The sequence below is a fragment of the Bacteroides sp. HF-162 genome (genome assembly GCF_015679285.1).
GTDB classification, from domain to species: domain Bacteria; phylum Bacteroidota; class Bacteroidia; order Bacteroidales; family Bacteroidaceae; genus Bacteroides; species Bacteroides uniformis.
The window spans coordinates 2,510,834-2,530,042 of the sequence record NZ_CP064937.1; the positions used below are offsets into that span (position 1 = coordinate 2,510,834).

18 protein-coding genes are annotated in these 19,209 nt (G+C 44.5%); 4 read left to right on the plus strand and 14 right to left on the minus strand.

Annotated features, from left to right (window positions below):
* Window positions 1–169: 169 nt before the first annotated feature.
* The 10 genes from ITJ87_RS10140 to ITJ87_RS10185 form a co-directional block, all read right to left on the minus strand.
* Window positions 170–1,714, minus strand: a complete 1,545-nt coding sequence (locus ITJ87_RS10140; protein WP_117965446.1) for an alpha-N-arabinofuranosidase — start codon at window positions 1,712–1,714, stop codon at window positions 170–172.
* A 23-nt stretch (window positions 1,715–1,737) separates the two neighbouring features.
* Complete coding sequence (locus tag ITJ87_RS10145; RefSeq protein ID WP_117965444.1) at window positions 1,738–3,336, minus strand: xylulokinase; 1,599 nt, start codon at window positions 3,334–3,336, stop codon at window positions 1,738–1,740.
* Between the two features lie 110 nt (window positions 3,337–3,446).
* Window positions 3,447–4,955 carry an L-arabinose isomerase gene (gene araA / locus ITJ87_RS10150; RefSeq protein ID WP_117965442.1) on the minus strand — a complete coding sequence of 503 codons (1,509 nt, stop codon included), beginning with the start codon at window positions 4,953–4,955 and terminating at the stop codon, window positions 3,447–3,449.
* 38 nt (window positions 4,956–4,993) lie between these two features.
* Window positions 4,994–5,680, minus strand: coding sequence for an L-ribulose-5-phosphate 4-epimerase (locus tag ITJ87_RS10155; protein WP_005826585.1), 687 nt, complete (start codon window positions 5,678–5,680; stop codon window positions 4,994–4,996).
* Between the two features lie 42 nt (window positions 5,681–5,722).
* Window positions 5,723–6,400: an NUDIX domain-containing protein gene (locus ITJ87_RS10160; protein ID WP_117600921.1), complete on the minus strand. Its 678-nt coding sequence runs from the start codon at window positions 6,398–6,400 to the stop codon at window positions 5,723–5,725.
* A 59-nt stretch (window positions 6,401–6,459) separates the two neighbouring features.
* On the minus strand, window positions 6,460–8,154 hold the full coding sequence (locus ITJ87_RS10165) for a sodium:solute symporter (RefSeq protein ID WP_117965440.1): 1,695 nt from the start codon (window positions 8,152–8,154) through the stop codon (window positions 6,460–6,462).
* A 27-nt stretch (window positions 8,155–8,181) separates the two neighbouring features.
* Window positions 8,182–9,321, minus strand: coding sequence for an aldose epimerase family protein (locus ITJ87_RS10170; protein ID WP_117965438.1), 1,140 nt, complete (start codon window positions 9,319–9,321; stop codon window positions 8,182–8,184).
* Between the two features lie 269 nt (window positions 9,322–9,590).
* The gene (gene galK / locus ITJ87_RS10175; protein ID WP_117600918.1) at window positions 9,591–10,745 is read right to left on the minus strand and encodes a galactokinase; all 1,155 of its coding nucleotides are present in this window, start codon (window positions 10,743–10,745) and stop codon (window positions 9,591–9,593) included.
* Window positions 10,746–10,794: 49 nt separating this feature from the next.
* On the minus strand, window positions 10,795–12,105 hold the full coding sequence (locus ITJ87_RS10180) for a sugar MFS transporter (RefSeq protein WP_005826573.1): 1,311 nt from the start codon (window positions 12,103–12,105) through the stop codon (window positions 10,795–10,797).
* A 42-nt stretch (window positions 12,106–12,147) separates the two neighbouring features.
* Window positions 12,148–13,245 (minus strand): aldose epimerase family protein, encoded by a 1,098-nt coding sequence (locus ITJ87_RS10185; protein ID WP_117965515.1) that lies wholly within the window; start codon window positions 13,243–13,245, stop codon window positions 12,148–12,150.
* A gap of 197 nt (window positions 13,246–13,442) precedes the next feature.
* Between ITJ87_RS10185 and ITJ87_RS10190 the strand changes: the two genes are divergently transcribed.
* A complete protein-coding gene (locus tag ITJ87_RS10190) occupies window positions 13,443–14,414 on the plus strand; it encodes a type I phosphomannose isomerase catalytic subunit (RefSeq protein ID WP_117965436.1) in 972 nt (323 codons plus the stop codon).
* 75 nt (window positions 14,415–14,489) lie between these two features.
* On the opposite strand, the gene ITJ87_RS10195 is transcribed toward ITJ87_RS10190, so the two are convergent.
* The 4 genes from ITJ87_RS10195 to ITJ87_RS10210 all read right to left on the minus strand — a co-directional run bounded on the left by ITJ87_RS10195 (window position 14,490) and on the right by ITJ87_RS10210 (window position 16,716).
* A complete protein-coding gene (locus ITJ87_RS10195; protein WP_005826570.1) occupies window positions 14,490–14,750 on the minus strand; it encodes a hypothetical protein in 261 nt (86 codons plus the stop codon).
* Between the two features lie 12 nt (window positions 14,751–14,762).
* Window positions 14,763–15,116, minus strand: coding sequence for a phage holin family protein (locus ITJ87_RS10200; protein ID WP_117965434.1), 354 nt, complete (start codon window positions 15,114–15,116; stop codon window positions 14,763–14,765).
* 19 nt (window positions 15,117–15,135) lie between these two features.
* On the minus strand, window positions 15,136–15,345 hold the full coding sequence (locus ITJ87_RS10205) for a YtxH domain-containing protein (protein ID WP_005826568.1): 210 nt from the start codon (window positions 15,343–15,345) through the stop codon (window positions 15,136–15,138).
* 93 nt (window positions 15,346–15,438) lie between these two features.
* Window positions 15,439–16,716, minus strand: a complete 1,278-nt coding sequence (locus ITJ87_RS10210) for a DEAD/DEAH box helicase (RefSeq protein WP_117600916.1) — start codon at window positions 16,714–16,716, stop codon at window positions 15,439–15,441.
* A gap of 174 nt (window positions 16,717–16,890) precedes the next feature.
* On the opposite strand from ITJ87_RS10210, the gene ITJ87_RS10215 reads away from it, so the two are divergent.
* The 3 genes from ITJ87_RS10215 to cysQ all read left to right on the plus strand — a co-directional run bounded on the left by ITJ87_RS10215 (window position 16,891) and on the right by cysQ (window position 19,203).
* Window positions 16,891–17,295 carry a lipocalin-like domain-containing protein gene (locus ITJ87_RS10215; RefSeq protein WP_171030443.1) on the plus strand — a complete coding sequence of 135 codons (405 nt, stop codon included), beginning with the start codon at window positions 16,891–16,893 and terminating at the stop codon, window positions 17,293–17,295.
* Window positions 17,296–17,342: 47 nt separating this feature from the next.
* Window positions 17,343–17,843 (plus strand): SPOR domain-containing protein, encoded by a 501-nt coding sequence (locus ITJ87_RS10220; protein WP_117600914.1) that lies wholly within the window; start codon window positions 17,343–17,345, stop codon window positions 17,841–17,843.
* 535 nt (window positions 17,844–18,378) lie between these two features.
* The gene (cysQ, locus tag ITJ87_RS10225) at window positions 18,379–19,203 is read left to right on the plus strand and encodes a 3'(2'),5'-bisphosphate nucleotidase CysQ (RefSeq protein ID WP_117965432.1); all 825 of its coding nucleotides are present in this window, start codon (window positions 18,379–18,381) and stop codon (window positions 19,201–19,203) included.
* Window positions 19,204–19,209 lie beyond the last annotated feature (6 nt).

Consider the following 19,209-nt stretch of genomic DNA (forward strand, 5'->3'; position numbering starts at 1 on the left):
ATATTATCAATGGATTATTGGGGCCTTGTAGGTTTTCCAAGGGCAAAGATAACTCTTTATGCGTAATTCACAACACTCGAAGAGTGTCTTTTTTATCAGTATTACTGCCTTTTTGCTGCTAAAATGATACTAAACGTATTTAGCTGATTTTGTGCGGTGCACGGTAGTTTTACTGTAATTCAATAGTAACGATTGATTTGGCCGGAAGTTTAATCTTGAGAATATCTTTATTAATTTTTACCTCTTTGAACGGAACGGGTTTCACATTGTCGGGATTTTCAAATGAATTGTAGTCCGTCAGATTGGTGGAAGTCAATATTTCACCAACTGCTTTCTTGGCTTTCGTTCCAGACAGATTGATGGTCACTTCCTGTGCATTGTCTGCATCTACGTTGGACATGGAAATGTGTATCTTGCCGTTTTGATCTTTGGAGGCGGTAGCACTGACCATTGGTATTCTGCGGTTGTCGCGTACATCCATCATGTCGCAGTTCAGCTCAAGAGGGATGTACGTGGCATCTTGGTGTACATTGTACATTTTGAATACATAATAAGTGGGGGTGAGTACCATGTTTTTTCCGCTGGTCAGAATCATGGATTGCAATACATTGACGATTTGGGCAATGTTTGCCATTTTCAGACGGTCGGTATATTTATGGAAGATGTCGAAGCTGAGGGAGGCGACAAAAGCATCACGCAATGTATTCTGCTGGTACAGATGTCCGGGATTGGTACCCGGTTCAGTGTCCCACCAGGTTCCCCATTCGTCAAGCATAAGAGCCACGTTCTTTTGAGGGTCGTATTTATCCATAATGGTGCAATGCTTCTTGATGACATCTTCTATTTCGCGGCATTTGCCCAGTGTCCAGTAATAATCGTCTTTACTGAATCGGGTGGCGGCGCCTTTACTGCCGTTCCATCCGCTGACGGTATAGTAGTGCAAGGAAAGACCGTGCATACGGCCGCCTACGCGGTCCATCAGCACTTTGGTCCAGTTATAGTCGTAGTCGCTGGCACCGCTGGCTATCTTGAAAAGGCTATTGCCGTCATAGTTGCGGCAGTAGGTGGAATAGCGGCGGTAGAGGTCGGCATAATATTCGGGACGCATGCTTCCACCGCAACCCCAGCTTTCGTTACCCACGCCGAGGTATTTTACTTTCCAGGCTTTGTCGCGACCGTTCTGGCGGCGCAGGCGTGCCATGGGGGAGTCTCCTTCGGAGGTCATGTATTCCACCCATTTGGCAAGTTCTTCTACGGTACCACTGCCTACGTTTCCACTGATATAGGGTTCACATCCCAGCATTTCGCAGAGATTGAGGAACTCATGGGTTCCGAAACTGTTGTCTTCGATAGTGCCTCCCCAGTTGTTGTTCACCATTTTGGGGCGGTTTTCTTTAGGGCCGATACCGTCCATCCAGTGGTATTCATCGGCAAAGCAGCCTCCTGGCCAGCGAAGGACGGGTACACGGAGCTCCTTTAGTGCATTGAATACGTCGGTGCGATAACCGTTGATGTTGGGAATATCGGAGTTTTCACCTACCCAAAGTCCACCATAGATACAAGTTCCCAAATGCTCTGCAAATTGGCCGTAGATTTCTTTGGGAATGATTTGCTCGCTCTGGTCTGTGTGTAAAGTAATAGTGGCACTTTTCTGTGCGAAGAGTGACAACGAGGTGGAGAGAAATATGCTACTGATAAATAACTTTGTGTTCATAGTTTTTTAGTGTTATTAAATACTTAGTTCTTGAATCTTACTGCTGCTTCTTCGATGGGCAAACCAGCTTTATAGTTTTCGATGTAGGTGTTGAATCCGCTTACATCTTCGGCTGTCGGTGAGATTTCAATACCGGCATTTCCGGTGAATACATGCTTGTCCAGGAAGTCGGCAAGGGATTGGTCGTTTCCGTTGTTTGCAAGGTAGGAAGCGAGGAGGGCAATACCCCAGGCACCACCTTCGCCGGCTGTTTCCATAACGGAAATGGGTGAATTGATGGCAGCTGCCAGTATTCTCTGGCCTACTCCTTTGGTTTTGAAGAGTCCTCCGTGACCGGTGATTCTGTCTACTCTGATTTTCTCTTCATTGAAAAGGATGTCGTTGCCGATTTTGAGAACTCCCACTGAAGCATACAGATGGGTGCGCATGAAGTTGGCAAGGTTGAACTTGTCGTTTGCCGAACGTACAAACAGTGGACGTCCGTCTGCCAGTCCCGTTATAGGTTCGCCTGATATGTAGTTGTATGAGATGAGGCCTCCGCAGTCTGCATTGCCTATCAGAGCGTGGTTATAGAGCTTTCCGTAGATTTCGTCCATATCTACGGGGATACCCATCAGTTCCTGGTATTCTTTGAAAATATTGATCCAGGCATTGAGGTCGGAAGTGCAGTTGTTGCAATGCACCATAGCTACGAGGCTTCCGTCGGGGGTGGTTACCATGTCAATCATTTCGTAGGGCTTGGACAATTCTTTCTCCAATACAATCATTGAGAAAGAGGAGGTGCCTGCCGATACGTTTCCAGTGCGCTGCTTTACGGCGTTGGTGGCAACCATGCCGGTTCCAGCGTCACCTTCGGGCGGACAGACGGGAATTCCTGCTTTCAGATGTCCCGATACGTCGAGGCGACTGGCTCCTTCGGGAGTAAGGAAGCCTGCGTTTTCACCGGCCGACAATACCTTCGGCAGAATATCCCGAAGCTTCCAGTCGTATCCTTTCGGAGCAATAAGTCTGTCGAACTTATCCACCATTTCAGAAGAATAGTTTTTGGTGATGGGATCGATAGGGAGCATACCGGAGGCATCTCCTATGCCCAGTACCTTTTGACCGGTTATTTGCCAGTGGACAAAACCTGCAAGGGTGGTCAGGTAATTGATGGATGGAACGTGTTCTTCATTATCCAGGATGGCTTGGTAGAGGTGGGAAATGCTCCAACGCAGAGGGATGTTGTAGGCAAATAGTTCGGATAGGGCTGCGGCAGCCTGGCCGGTATTGGTATTTCTCCAGGTACGAAAGGGTACAAGGATTTCTTCTTTTTCGTTGAATGCCATATAGCCGTGCATCATAGCACTGACACCGATGGCTGCCAGGGTTTCTATCTCTGTATCGTGAAGGCTCTTTACATTAGCACGAAGGTCTGCGTAGCAATCCTGCAACCCATACCAGACAGCTTCGACGCTATATGTCCACAGTCCGTCGACTAACTGATTCTCCCAAGTATGGCTTCCCTGGGCGATGGGTTTGTTTTCCTGGTCAATCAAAACCGCCTTGATTCGTGTGGAACCGAGTTCTATGCCAAGGATGGCCTTACCTGCCTCAATGGTTGATTTTGCATCTAATTTCATGGTATTAATGATAAATTACGGATTTATAGTACGATTATAAACTACGGATTACTGATTGCAAACTACTGGTTACGTTTGTGGTACGCGTAATTAGTAATCCGTAATGATTATCAGCAAAGTGCCTTGTTCAGCATATAGTAGACTTCATTCATGCGCAGTTCTTTTTTGAACTCGCTGATGGTGGTATTTTCATCGATGACCACCATTTCGATGCCGGTCATTTCGGCAAAGTCTTCCCAATATTCCACCGTCAGGTCGTAGGAGAAGCTGGTATGATGTGTACCTCCGGCCAGAATCCAGGCTGCAGCGCCCACCTCGAGGTTGGGCATTGGAATCCACAGTGCGCTGGCAACGGGCAACTTGGGCAGAGGCTTACTCTTGATGCATTCTACTTTGTTCACAATGAGGCGGAAGCGATTGCCCAGGTCTACGATGGTAGCGGCTACACCTTCACCTTGCTTGCTGGTAAATACCAGGCGGGCTGTTTCGCTGTCGATACCGATGCTCAGACGGTGCACTTCCAGTTTCGGCTTCTGTTCGGCAATCAGTGGACAAACTTCCAACATGTGTGCCTGCAGGATGGCGCTCTTTTCTCCGTCGAAGTTCAGTGTATAGTCTTCGAGGAAGGAGCACCCCTTCGGCATGCCTTGACTCATCACCCAAGTGGTACGGTACAGTGCCGCAGTTTTCCAGTCGCCTTCGGCACCGAAGCCGTAACCTTCCGCCATCAGTCGCTGTGAGGCCAGTCCGGGGATTTGGTCAAAGTCACCCAAATCGTTGAAGTTGGTGGTGAAGCCTTTGGCACCCGTGTCTTTCAGCACGCGACGAATGGCGATTTCGGCCTTGGCGGAGTTCCATACTTTGGTGTAGGCTTCCGTACGTGCGTCTTCCAGTTCGGGAGCGTGGTCGTAGAGCTTGAAGTATTCTGCTACGAGTGCCTTCACGTCCTCGTCGCTGACAGCATTGTAGTATGCCATCACATCATTGATGGGATAGTAGTCCACATGATAGCCCAATACTTGTTCGGCGCTGACCTTGTCACCGTCTGTCACAGCCACGTTGTTCATCTGGTCGCCGAAGCGGATGATGAGCATATCCTGCGCATCAGCCCATGCGGCAGCTACGCGCATCCATGCGGCAATCTGGTTTTGGGCTTTTTCGTCCTGCCAGTGGCCTACTACCACTTTGCGGTTCTTTCGCATGCGTGTCACGATGTGTCCGAACTCGCGGTCGCCGTGAGCCGATTGGTTCAGGTTCATAAAATCCATGTCCATCGTCTCCCAGGGAATTTCCTTGTTGAACTGTGTATGGAAGTGTAGTAATGGCTTCTTCAGTTCCTGCAAACCGTGAATCCACATTTTGGCAGGAGAGAAGGTGTGCATCCAGGTGATGACTCCGATACACTTATCGTCGTTGTTGGCGGCTTTGAAGGTAGCGGTTACTTCTTTGGATGAATTGACCGTACCTTTATATACTACCTTTACGGGCAGTTTCCCGGAATCATTCAGACCTTTCACCATTTCATTACTATGTGCGTCTACTGCGATAACTGCGTCACCTCCGTACAAGAGCTGTGCTCCGGTTACGAACCATACTTCATATTGTTCAAATGCGTTCATACGATTTATTTTTATAGTTTATATTTAAAGAATGATAGTTATTTCTGTCCATAATAAGCGTTAGGACCGTGCTTGCGGCTGAAATGTTTTTCTATCAGCAGCGGATTCATGGTCAGATTGGGGTTCACGGCATAGGCTATACTTGCCATTTTTGCCACCTGTTCCATCACTACGGCATTATGTACCGCCTCGTGTGCGTCTTTTCCCCACGAGAAAGGACCGTGGTTCTTTACCAATACTCCGGGAGTATGTACCGGGTTCAGCCCCTCAAAGCGTTTTACGATAACATTTCCCGTTTCCAGTTCATATGCTCCTTCCACTTCCTCCTTCGTCATGTCTGCTGTGCAGGGTATGGCGTCGTGGAAGTAATCGGCATGTGTAGTCCCGATATTCGGTATGTCACATCCGGCTTGTGCCCAGGCTGTGGCGTAAGTAGAGTGCGTGTGCACCACACCGCCGATTTCGGGGAATGCTTTATAGAGAACCAGGTGGGTCGGCGTGTCTGAAGAGGGCTTTAACCGTCCTTCCACGACCTTGCCGTCAAGATTCACTACCACCATATCCTCTGCCTTCATTTCATCGTAACTCACCCCACTGGGCTTGATAACTACCAGACCGGATTCGCGGTCAATGCCCGATACATTGCCCCATGTGAAGATAACCAATCCGTGCTTCACCAGTTCAAGGTTAGCATGGAATACTTTGTCTTTCAGTGCTTCCAGCATATTATTTAAATTACTAATTACAAGTTGTTGAATATTAGGTTTTCAGAGCTTAAATTTCGGAGCTTTGCGGTATGCCTTCTCATTAAACTGATATAAAGCAGCTCCACGTTTGGACCCCGTTTTGTCTATTTTGTCAGTTTTTTCTATATAGTCCATTTCTGCTATGCGTTTTCGGAAGTTTCGTTTGTCAATGCTCTCGCCGTATATAGCTTCGTATAAGCTTTGCAGTTGTGACAGCGTGAACAGTTTAGGTAGTAGATTAAAGCCGATTGGTTCGGTGGACGCTTTTTGTTGCATCAACTTCCGAGCTTTCTCCACCATTTGCGGATGATCAAAGATTAGCGCTGGCAGTTCATTGATATTTACCCAGAAAGCATTGTGTTGCTGTACGGATTCTTTGTCGTATTCGTTGATGTTGATGAGCGCATAGTAAGCAATGGAGACTACGCGTTCTCCTGGGTCACGATCTATGGCTCCGAAAGCTTGGACTTGTTCCATATATACATCTTCCAGTCCGGTTAGTTCATTCAGGACTCGTTTGGCTGCATCATCCACGCTTTCGTCTTCCTGCACGAATCCACCCATCAGCGACCATTCGCCCATTGCCGGTTCAAAGTTACGCTTCAGCAACAGCAGGTTCAATTCTCCTTCATTGAAACCGAAAATAATGCAGTCGATACTTACATAAAGTTTCGGATTTGAACTATAGTAATTACTCATATCTTAATTTTTGTTTAAGGGGTATGCTGCATGGATATATATCATGGCAACATACCGATTTACCAGAAATACCAATAAAAAGCAGCAGTAATACCCAGGATGATAAGGGTATGAATGATATCCCATTTATTCCAACTCGCACGTGTAGCTGCTTTTTGTTCGGGAGTTGAAATTCCGAATACCAGCCCTTGAATCTTTTCAGCGCTTGGGGCAGCTGTAAACATGCTGACTGCGATAACCACTACGATGCAGAACAAGAACATCCATCCGCAGAAAAACAGCCAGTTCATATCATAGAACAGATACTTGAAGGTACTGCTTGACACATCTCCTACATTGCTGTAATATACTTTTGCCCCCAGACGGGTTAAACCGATAATCATTCCGGCAATCAGTCCCCACATACCGCCTTGTGCAGAGGTGCGTTTCCAGCAGATCCCCAAGAGGAAGGCTGCGGCAATGCCTGGTGCTAATACAGATTGTACATCTTGTAAGTAGGTGTAAAGGACATCGCCTACACTGCGCATAATGGGAATCCAGAGTATACCCAATATCACAATCGCAACAGTTGCCATCTGTCCAATTCCTACCAGCTTTTTCTCAGAAGTGTTCGGCTTGAAACGTTTGTAGAAGTCAATGGTGAAAAGCATAGCAGATGAGTTGAACAAAGATGCGAGAGAACTCATCAATGCTGCAAGAATACCGCAAACAACCAAACCTTTGACTCCTGCAGGAAGTAATTTTGCTACTAGAGTTGGAAAAGCAGCATCTGCATTGGCATTTCCGTTTGCCAGCATAGGTAGAAAACCTTCTCCCCCGGTTCCGAGATATTTTTGGTGTAATGCGAAAGCAATCATGCCTGGGATAAGGAATAAGAATACGGGCAATAATTTCAGGTAAGCTCCGAAGATGGTACCGCGCCGTGCTTCCTTTTCATTCTTTCCGGAAAGTACGCGTTGCACGATGAACTGGTCTGTACACCAATACCAGAATCCGATAATGGCTGAACCAATCAGTGCACCCAACCAAGGGAAGTTAGGGTCGTTATTACTGCGTATAAGTTCTGTCATTGTGTTGCCATAATCGTTCACTGTGGCTGCACCGCAGATTCTCATCATCTCATCCCAGCCTCCCAATTCTTTGAAGCCGAGTACCAGGATTATCAGTGAACCTAACAGCAAGATGGGGGTCTGCAGGATGGAGGTATAAAGTACCGACTTCATTCCTCCGAAGATTGTGTAGAGCGCAGTCAGTATAACCAGACCGATGGCGGCAATCCAAAAGAAGTCGATCCCCCAAAGTTCTTTTATACCGAATACTTGTTGGAATACCAATCCTCCTGCATAAACCGTCACGGCAACTTTTGTCAGTACATAGCTGATTAAAGATATTACAGACAATATTGTACGTGATTGTGGATTATAGCGGCGTTCTAGGAATTCAGGCATCGTGAATACCATGCTTCGCGAATAGAACGGTACGAATACCCAGCCTAAGATAAGGATCATCCAACCTTGTATTTCCCAATGTGCCATCGCCATACCGCTGGAAGCACCGGCACCGGCTAGTCCGATTAAATGTTCGGAACCGATGTTGGATGCAAAGATAGATGCACCGATAGCAAGCCATGTGGCATCACGACCGCCTAAAAAATAGTCTGCTGAGTCATTCTGTTTCTGTTTGACAACCCAGACAATAATTCCAATTAAAGCCAGGAAAAAGATTCCAATGACTAGCCAATCTAATGTTTCCACGATAATAAATGATTTATAAGGTTACTGTTATTTTTCTACGGAAAATTTGAAGACACATTCACTGTTGTAAATTTGTCCGGGTTCCAGTACGACAGAAGGCCATTGGGCTTTGTTGGGGCTATCCGGATAATGTTGTGTCTCGAGGCATACGGAAGCGCGTTGGTTGTAAGTAATGCCTTTTTTACCTTTTACGGTGCCGTCCAGGAAATTCCCGGTATATACTTGTATGCCTGGCTCATTGGTATAAACTTCCAGAGTGATGCCGCTTATAGGCGATGTCAGTTTAGCTGCCACTTGGGATAGGTCACCTTTAGTATTCAGTACCCAATTATGGTCATATCCGTTTCCGTTCTTTATTTGTTCAAAGTCCGTCCGGTTGATGTCTTGTGCTACACTCTTGGGAGTGGTAAAGTCCATTGGTGTTTCTTTGACGGAGATGATGTCACCCGTTGTCATGAAAGTACTGTCTACCGGAGTATAGTTGTCTGCATTGATGTATAAGATGTGGTCTGTTGCTGCCTTTGAAGGATCACCAGATAAATTGAAGTAAGAATGGTTAGTCATATTGATGACCGTCTTTTGGTCTGTTGTTGCACTGTATTTTATATCAATGGCATTGTCATCCGTTAACTTGAAAAGTACTTTTGCCGTAACGTTGCCCGGGAAATTCTCGTCTCCATCCGGTGAAATGCGGGTGAGCTCCAGAGTTGTGCTGTCAATGGGATTGGCACTGTATACTTGGTACTGCCATCCTTTGGGACCACCGTGCAGGCAATGTCCGAAATTGTTCTGTGCTAACTGTATGGTATCTCCATCAAGAACGATTTTCCCTTGATTAATCCGGTTGGCGTAGCGGCCGATAGAAGCACCAAAGTCACTTGGAATGTTGATGTAATCGGCAATGCTGTCAAAGCCCAATACTACATCTTGCATAGCTCCGTTTTTGTCGGGCACCATAATGGATACAATACGTCCTCCAAAGTTTGTGATGCATACTTCCATGCCCGCTTTATTCTTCAGCGTATAAAGATGTGTTTGGGCGTCATTGACCGTTGTTTGGAATTTTACTGGATCAAGACCGGACAGCGTAAGCGTTGTTTCTGTCTTTTGATTGCACGCAGCTAGCATCATTGCGGCAATTCCTGCAAGTAGAACATGTCTTTTCATGGTTTTGTATTTAATGTAAATGAGATGATTATCTTCTTTTGGTGTAAAAATAACACCTTTCTTTAGTGTAGGCTGTACACTTTTATATGTTATGCAACATAAGTGTCAAAAAACATATCTGTGTCAACTGGCTGTACAGATAGGCACGTCTGGAATAAACTTCTCGGATGATTTTGTTTTTTTAGAGTGGAAAACGGTGGAATAGGGGGGGGAAGAAAAAGGCGCTTCCCATTGCTGGGAAACGCCTTTTATTTGAATACTGATGTCTGTTATTCTAATCTACGGGCACCGTCGCTGATGACTACATCATATACTTTCGGGCTTCTGCCGAACTTCTTCTTGAATTCATCTTTTGCTTTTTCGATGAATGTGCTGTACAATTCATCCTTTACCAGATTGATTGTACATCCACCGAATCCACCGCCCATGACACGTGAACCGGTAACTCCACAATCGAATGCAAGGTCATTCAGAAAATCGAGTTCTTCGCAGCTTACTTCGTACAACTTACTCATGCCCTGATGTGTTTCATACATCTTTTGGCCTACAGTTTCATAGTCGCCTTTTTCCAGGGCATCGCAAACGTCAAGTACGCGTTGAATCTCTTCGATGACATATTCTGCACGCATATAGTCTTCTGCGCTGATGTCGGCTTTGGCTTCTTCCAGCATGCCCATGGTAACGTCGCGCAGGAACTCTACGTGTGGATGCTTCTTCTGGACAGCAGCAACAGCGGCTTCGCAGCTTTGACGGCGTTTGTTGTATGCTGAAGATGCAAGTTCGTGTTTCACTACAGAATCTACAAGAACCAGACGATAGCCTTGCGGGTCGAATGGAAAATACTGATATTCCAGTGAACGGCAATCCAGGCGGATGAGGCTTCCTTTCTTTCCGAATACGGAAGCAAATTGGTCCATAATACCACAGTTTACGCCACAATAGTTGTGTTCTGTAGATTGTCCCACTTTTGCCAATTCAAATTTGTCTATTTTGTTGTCACCGAACAAGTCGTTCAAAGCATAGGCATAGGTACTTTCCAAAGCTGCTGAAGAGGACATTCCTGCACCTAGGGGCACATCGCCTGCAAAAGCAGTATTGAAGCCTTTTACATCTACACCGCGTTTCATCATTTCCCGGCACACGCCAAAGATATATCTTGCCCAGCTTGCGCGGGGGGCATCTTCTTCATTCAAACCAAATTCCACATAATCTTTCAGGTCGATGGAATAAGCTTTTACTGTGTTTGTGCCGTTGGGTTTTATTTCTGCAATCATTCCTTTGTCGATTGCTCCGGGGAATACAAAACCACCGTTATAGTCTGTATGCTCACCGATAAGGTTGATGCGCCCCGGAGAAGCATAAACAGCTCCCGTTGTTCCGTCAAAGTGCTTGATGAAACGGCTTCTTACGTATTCTATATCCATGATATTTATATTTTATAAGGTGAATAAATAAATTACCTATATTTTCTTGTTAATCAACCTTGATGTCCTTATTAACATTTTTGCAGCCTACCAAACCGTAGAACAACAGATAGCCAAGGGCTGCGATGATAACCCAGTAACTCGGCATGAAACCTGCAATGTCGGCCACCAAACCTTGGATAACGGGCAAGATACCGCCGCCGCATACCAATACCATGAACAGACCGGAAGCGGCTGCCAGATATTTACCCAATCCTTCTACGGCCAGATTAAAGATGCCACCCCACATGATGGAAGTACACAGACCTACCAGTACCAGATACATTGCATTGATAGGTACTTCTGCAAATCCGAAAGAGAGACCTCCCGTAGCGCTTTGTTGGAGTACTGGCAGATTGACAAGCGAACCGGTAGATGAGAAGATGGCAAGGAATACCAAAAGTAAACCTAATGCGGAAGTAAAGGTAAGCATTGCCTTACTGGAGATTTTTGCACCCAATGAAGCACCGGCCAGACGTCCAATCAGCATGAGGAACCAATATGTACCTACAACAAAACCGGAAATAGTGGAAGAAATGCCGGCTCCTCCCTTTTCAATAGGGTCGGTTAAGAACAAATTCAAGGTGCCCGGTACACCAACTTCAACACCTACATATACAAAGATTGCTATAGCTCCCAAAATGAAGTGGCGGAATTTTAAAGCGCCTGACATCAACTTACCGATAGGTTCTGTTGAAGTTGCAGCATTGGGTTCCGGTATGGGCACAATCAGAAGAACGAAGAACGCGATGGCAAATACAGCCATTGCCGTGTACATTACAGGGAATATCTGAGAGATGGTAGCTTTTTCAATGGAACCGGCAATCAGGATACCTACGAACATCGGAGTAATGGTGGCCATTACGGAGTTGAAAGAGCCGCCCACTTGGATAAGCTGGTTTCCTTTGTTACCTTCACCGCCGAGCTTGTTCAGCATCGGGTTGACCACTGTATTAAGCAAACACATGGAGAAACCGGCGATGAAAGCGCCAATCAAATATACGGCAAAAGCCATATCAGGGCTTGAATGACCGGATAAATATTGGATACCTACACCGATAAAGCCTACAGCTACTGCTATCAATGCCGTTTTTTTATACCCTACCCGTTGTAGTAAGATGCCGCTTGGTATTCCCATCACTGCATATGCAATAAAGTTACCAAAGTTACCCAACATTCCTAAAGCGTTGGATACTGAAAACTGATTTTTCAGTACGATTCCCATAGGGGCAGCAAGGTTGGTAACAAATGAAATCATACCAAAAAGGAAGATCATCGTGATAATTGCGATGAGTTTACCATTCTGTTTTTGTTGTGTCATGGTTTTGTAAAATTAATAAGTTTATAAATTGGATTAGTTATTTCATTCTTGTACACCAAACTTGTAGATTGTCACTTGCTGGTACTCATCACCCGGTAGCAATACTGCCGACGGAAAATGGGGCTTGTTGGGTGTATCGGGAAAACACTGGGCCTCAAAGCAGACTGCACTTCTTGCAGGGAAAGTGGCTCCATGTGCACCTTCAAAGCCTCCGAGCCAGTTTCCAGTGTAGAGCTGGACGCCATTTTCAGTGGTATATACTTCCATGGTTCGTCCGCTGTTGGGCTCCATGCAGGTGGCTGCAAGGCTCAACTCTCCACTTTCAGTCTTGTTCAGTACATAGCAATGGTCATATCCTGCGCCATTCACAATTTGTGTATGCTTCTCATCAATTCGTTCACCAAGAGTATGGGGAGTACGGAAATCCATTGGAGTACCTTCTACTTTCAATATCTCTCCGGTAGGAATGGATACTTCATTGATGGGTACATAAAAATCTGCGTTGATGGTAACGATATTGTTTAAGACTGTAGGAGAGGGATTGGCTATACCGGCAAGATTGAAGAAACCGTGATTGGTCAGATTGACGATGGTGGCTTTATCGGTAGTAGCCCGGTATTCGATGACCAGAGCATTGGTCTCATCCTCCAGGCGATAAGTCATTTCTACTTCGAGATTTCCGGGGAAGCCCTCTTCGCCGTCAGCGGATGTGTAGTTGAAGATGACTGTTGATTGCTCTGGCTGGACGGCATCCCATACACGGGTATGGAAGCCAGTCGGACCACCGTGCAATGAATTGGGACCGTTGTTGATTGCCAATTGGTGCTCTTCGCCGTATAAAGTAAACTTTCCTTTGGCTATCCGGTTGCCGTAGCGTCCGATGGTAGTGTTTAGAAAAGGTTCCGGACTGTTGATTACATGTTCAATACTGTCGTGTCCTAATACAACATTGGCATATTTGCCATTTTTGTCGGGTACCATGATGGAAAGTATTGCACAACCGTAATTAGTAACTGCAACTTCCATTCCCTGGGCATTCTTCAGGATAAACAAATCTGTCTTTTTGTTATTTATATCCTTTTGAAAGTCTTTTGGGCTTAAACCGGACAAATTACTTTCTGTTGGAGTAGTGTTTATCATATCCATGGTATTAATTAAATTTCTTGCAAATAAAAAGAAATTCTTTTGTTCCCCCAAGCAATTGGAAGGAAATGTGGAGAACATTTTAGGAAAGTTTAGCGTTTAACAAATGGAATACAAATTGATATTTTTTGTATGTTTGCTCCCGAAATCTAAAAAATCACATCATTAACAGAAAGTTCTAATAAAAACAACGAATGTATCCTCTAAAATTTGAGCCTATTCTGAAGCAGACGCTTTGGGGAGGCGACAAGATTATTCCATTCAAACATTTGAATGATACCCTTGCTAATGTAGGCGAGAGTTGGGAAGTGTCGGCAGTAGAAGGTAGTGAGTCTATAGTGGCCAATGGTGCTGACAAAGGATTAACGCTGCCGGATATGGTCAGAAAGTATAAGGAAGACCTGGTAGGAGAAGCTAACTATGCACGTTTCGGAAATAAGTTTCCTTTGTTGATAAAGTTTATTGATGCCAAGTTGGACTTGTCGATTCAGGTACACCCGGGTGACGAGTTGGCTAAGAAACGTCATAACAGTTTTGGTAAAAATGAAATGTGGTATGTTGTTGCTGCTGACCAGGGTGCCAAGCTGATTTCCGGTTTTGCAGAGCAGATTACTCCGAAAGAATATAAGGAACGAGTGTATAATGGTACGTTTGCGGATGTTCTGCAGACTTGTGCCATCAAACCGGGCGATGTGTTTTATGTGCCTGCAGGTCGTGTACATGGAATCGGTGCGGGAGCTTTTGTAGCAGAAATACAGCAAACGTCGGATATCACTTACCGTATTTTTGATTACAATCGTAAGGATAAGGACGGTAAATCAAGAGAACTGCATACAAGCCAGGCTATTGATGCCATTAATTTTGCAGATGTGCAGGACGATTTTCGTACGGAATACGATCAGGTGCAGAATGAACCGGTAGAAATGGTGGCAAGCCCGTATTTCACGACTTCAATCTATGACATGACGGAAGAAATCACTTGTGACTATTCTGAACTGGATTCTTTTGTTATCTTTATTTGTGTGGAGGGCGCATGTCGCATAATAGATAATGAAAAGAATGAAGTTGCCGTACGGGCGGGGGAGACGGTATTGCTTCCGGCTGCAACCCAAGAAGTGACGATTATACCTGAAGGAGCAGTGAAGTTGCTTGAAACGTACGTATAAAAGTGCTCAGACTATATCGGATAAAAAAAGAGGGGATGACTGTTATGGTCATCCCCTCTTTTTTTATCCGATATTCTATCTCTTTCTTCCAAATATTTTTCTGAATTTCTTCATCACCTTTACCCCCAATACTATACCGTCAAAAACAGCCATACCGGTGTTGAATGCTCTCATCATGGCATTTGCCTTGTTGGTAGCTGGTTCCAGCGGAGCAAAAATTTCTTGTGTAAGCCCAGTCATGATTTCTTTCTGGAGTCGTATTTCTTGTAGCAGCATGGCTTTTTTCTGGGCGATGCTTTCTAAAGTGACGGGAGTGGTATTGGTCGTATTATCCATGAATATTTCGAATTAATTGTCTAAGAATAATTCTGCGATAAGTTTTACTGTCGGGTCAATAATGAGTTTTTTGCGGAATAGGACAAGCAGAGCGATGAGTAGGATATGGAAGCACGTGATAAGTGCAAAACTCATCATTAGCCCACCTACCAGCGGAGCTAAGATATAGACCAGCGTAAACGACAGATGAAACAGAACCACTACGCCGAGTATAACGACCAATAGCACCAATAAAAGCGTAGAAAGCAGTTTGGACAGTTTTTCGGTGACTTCCAGTTTGGTGTATTCTTTTTGCAGCTCCAGGTATTTCTTGAATTCAATGAAGAGCTGCTGCATATTTTCTATACTTTTGTCGTCTGCAAACATAGTGGTTCTGCTTTTTACCTTATTCCGTTACCTCGCCTTTGATTTCCGCAGCAATTTCATCTACCAAGTCTTCCATTTCGCTTCGGTTCAGACGAATCCCTTTCTTACGGAGAATTTCTGCGATTTTGTTACGGGTGTCTTCTCCTTTTTCAGGAGCAAATAAGATACCGAGGGCTGCACCTACTGCGGCGCCACCCAGGAAAGCTGCTAAAACATTTAATCCTTTCATAATGATATTCCTTTCTTTTTTGAGGTTCGTACGACAAAACTAACAATTTTTTTTGAAACTTTGTTCGGAATATCAGTTTTTTTATGATTGTCCTTATCTTCCAACTCCTTTTTGGGTGTTGTTTTGCGAGGTTTGCTTTTTTCTTCTCCAAAAGTCTCCATTCGTACGGCTCCCGCGATAGATTTTGTTTTCCTTGGTTTTAGCTTTAATTTCTTCAGTCTTGATTTCTTGGGCTTTTAAGCCATCGGCGGTGACAAAAGGGTGTTCTTTTATTACTGGGATGCTTTTCCCTATCAATTTTTGGATATCTTTCAGGTAAGGCAGTTCTTCCGATTCGCAAAAAGAGAGAGCAATACCGTCGTGGCCGGCACGTCCGGTTCGTCCGATACGGTGTACGTATGTTTCCGGAATGTTGGGCAACTCGTAGTTGATGACGTGTGATAGTTGGTCCACGTCGATGCCTCGTGCTGCAATATCGGTTGCTATCAGTACGCGCAGTTCATGGTTCTTAAAGCCGGTCAGTGCTCGCTGTCGGGCATTCTGCGACTTGTTTCCATGTATGGCTTCGGCTCTTATTCCGGACTTGCTGAGGATACGTGCAAGTTTGTCTGCTCCATATTTAGTTCTGGTGAAGATAAGTACGGACTCGATAGCCGGATTCTTCAGCAGATGAATGAGTAAGTCTTTTTTCTCTTTTTTCTCAACGAAATAGACTGATTGGGAGATTGTGTCAACCGTAGACGATGCAGGGGTGACTTCCACTTTCTCGGGGTGCGTCAGCATGGAGTTTGCCAAGGTCTCTATTTCCGGAGGCATTGTGGCCGAAAAGAAGAGAGTCTGCCGTTTTGCGGGCAATAACTTTAATATGCGCCGGATATCATGTATGAATCCCATGTCCAGCATCCGGTCTGCTTCGTCCAATACGAAGAACTCGAGCGCTTTTAGGTTAATGAAACCTTGGTTGACCAGGTCTTGCAGTCGTCCGGGAGTTGCAACCAGTATTTGTACTCCACGTTTCAGTTCATCTGTCTGTGGCTTTTGTCCTACACCGCCGAAGATGACGGCATGTCTCAATCCGGTATACTTACCATATGCACTGAAGCATTCTCCTATCTGTATGGCCAGCTCGCGGGTCGGCGTCAGAATGAGTGCTTTGATACTTTTGCGGTTATCCGTTTTATATAACTTTTGCAAGATAGGGATGGAAAATGCGGCGGTTTTGCCTGTTCCGGTTTGAGCACATCCTAATAAGTCTTTTCCTTGAAGTAATATAGGGATCGATTTTTCCTGGATTGGGGTAGGGGTGGAATACCCCTCTTCTTGAAGAGCCTTCAATATAGGTTCTATCAAATTCAAATTTTCAAATGTCATGTAATCAATTAAGTGAGCCTCATGCTCTGTTTATATTTGGCAAATATACGTCAAGTCTTCCGGGAAATCTCTTTTTATGGAGTGGTTTAATTATATTTAACTAAGGATGCTGAGGTATAATCGCATGTTATGGTGTACTTTTGTTCCATATTTAGATAGTGGCATGGAAAAATGATGAAATTGCATTTAAAATACCTTTGGATTGTATTGGTGACTTGTACCTTGACTGCTTGCATGAATGGTGGGGGTGACTTGGCGGGTAAGTGGCAGTTGCGTCAGTACCAATATGCCGACGGTACATCAGAGAAAGTGGACAGTGTATTTTATAATTTTCAAAAAGGAAGTTTTTCTGCCATATGTTTGTTGAAAGATGGGGGGGCGACTACGTTTTTTGGAAATTATTCTTTGAAAGGTGCTGAAATTTCCATTATTTTGTTGCCTGAAAGTGTTAACGATAAAAACTATGATACTTATTTCGGGTGGCCGGAAGGAAAACGTATCTTTAAAGTAGAAGATTTATCCTACTCTTCATTGCGTTTGGAATATGAGGGTACGAAATCTGTATTTCGGAAATTTTGAGATAAAGATAAGAATAGACGATTTTACTAATAAAAACAATAGAAAAGATGAAAAAATTAGCCGTATTGGGAATGGGAGTATGTATAGCTCTGGCATTCTCTTCTTGTAAATCAAGTGAAAGTGCTTATAAGAAAGCATATGAAAAGGCAAAACAGCAGGAATTGGCCGAGCCGCAGACAACTGCCCCTGTTGAAGAGGTGGCTCCAGTAGTTACCGCTCCGGTAGAAGTAAAGGTAGTGGAAAGTGCACCTGCCGACATGCGTCAGGAAAAGGTGACTGTGGTATCAGGTGGTACCAGCTTGAAAACCTTTAGTGTAGTTTGCGGAGCTTATAGCGTGAAAGCTAATGCGGAAGGTGTGAAGCAGACATTGGTGAATGAAGGTTATACTGCAATGGTGGTTTACAATGCAGAAAGAAATCTGTATCGTGTAGTTATCGGTACATTCGATGACAGAGCATCCGCCGAGAATCTGCGTGACTCTTTCAAAGCTAAACATCCTTCGAATGATGACTTCCAGAAGGCATGGTTGCTGTACAGCATCAATTAATAGAATTCTTTTTGGTAATTCATAACAGAAAGGAATGTATGTTTCCTTTCAAGATGAGGCAGTAACTGCGAAGTTACTGCCTTTTTCATGATATGCCGAAAGAATGTGAAGGCTGGCGCTGTCATGTGTTTGGTTTGGCAAAACAAAGTGTTTCCTTTAACGGAACAGTTTGTTTCATTAAAGAGAACACTTTGTTTCTCTTAACAAAACATCTCGTCCTATTGCATAAAAACAAAATGTTTTTATATACTGAAACAACTTGTTTTCCTATGCTGAAACAAAGTGTTCAGTGCTGTGAACTAATGAACTAACTGAGGAAAGGCTCTGATAAACTCATGTTGTCACAGTTTCTTTATTTCCTTCTCCTTCGTGAATACTTCACTCTATTTTTCTGTTCCGGATTGATTTTCCTGATTGTGAAAAGTGCTTATAATATTCTCTCTTTCGTTTAAAAGAAGTTATAAAACAAGAGGTGGAAACTTTTGGACCTAAAAAAGTTTTTAATTTTGTGCTTTATCTTTGAGAAGAATATAGTATGGAACGACGATATATACTGAATGCGATTGATGCCGCTTTGCAGGCTGGCGAGAAAATTCTTTCCATTTACGATGATCCGGCATCGGATTTTCAGGTAGAAAAAAAAGCGGATAATTCTCCTCTTACTATTGCCGACCGTAAAGCTCATGAAACTATCTGCCGTTTTTTGGCTGATACACCTTTCCCTCTGCTAAGCGAGGAAGGTAAACATTTGCCTTTTTCAGAGCGTAGAAATTGGGAAACCTTATGGATTGTAGACCCTTTGGACGGTACGAAGGAGTTCATCAAGAGGAACGGTGAGTTTACGGTGAATATAGCTTTGGTGCATCACTCGGTACCGGTAATGGGAGTTATTTATGTGCCGGTAAAAAAGGAGCTCTATTTTGGAGTGCATGATTCGGGTGCTTATAAGCTATCCGGTATTACTGCGCGTAATGGAATGTCCTGGGATGAATTGATTGCGAAAGCTGTCCGGCTGCCGGAAACAGGTATGCACGAACGATTTGTCATTGTGGCTTCCCGTTCGCATCTGACGCCCGAGACAGAAGATTATATCGAGAAGATGAAATGCAGCCATGCGGAAGTTGAGCTTATATCAAGTGGAAGTTCCATCAAGATTTGTCTGGTAGCTGAAGGTAAGGCTGATGTATATCCTCGTTTTGCCCTTACGATGGAATGGGATACGGCGGCTGGGCATGCTATTGCACGTGCTGCCGGAATGGAAATTTATCAGGTGGGGAAGGAAGAACCTTTGCAATATAATAAGGAGGATTTGCTGAATCCGTGGTTTATCGTAGAGCCCAAGCATACTGAAATAAAATAACGACTG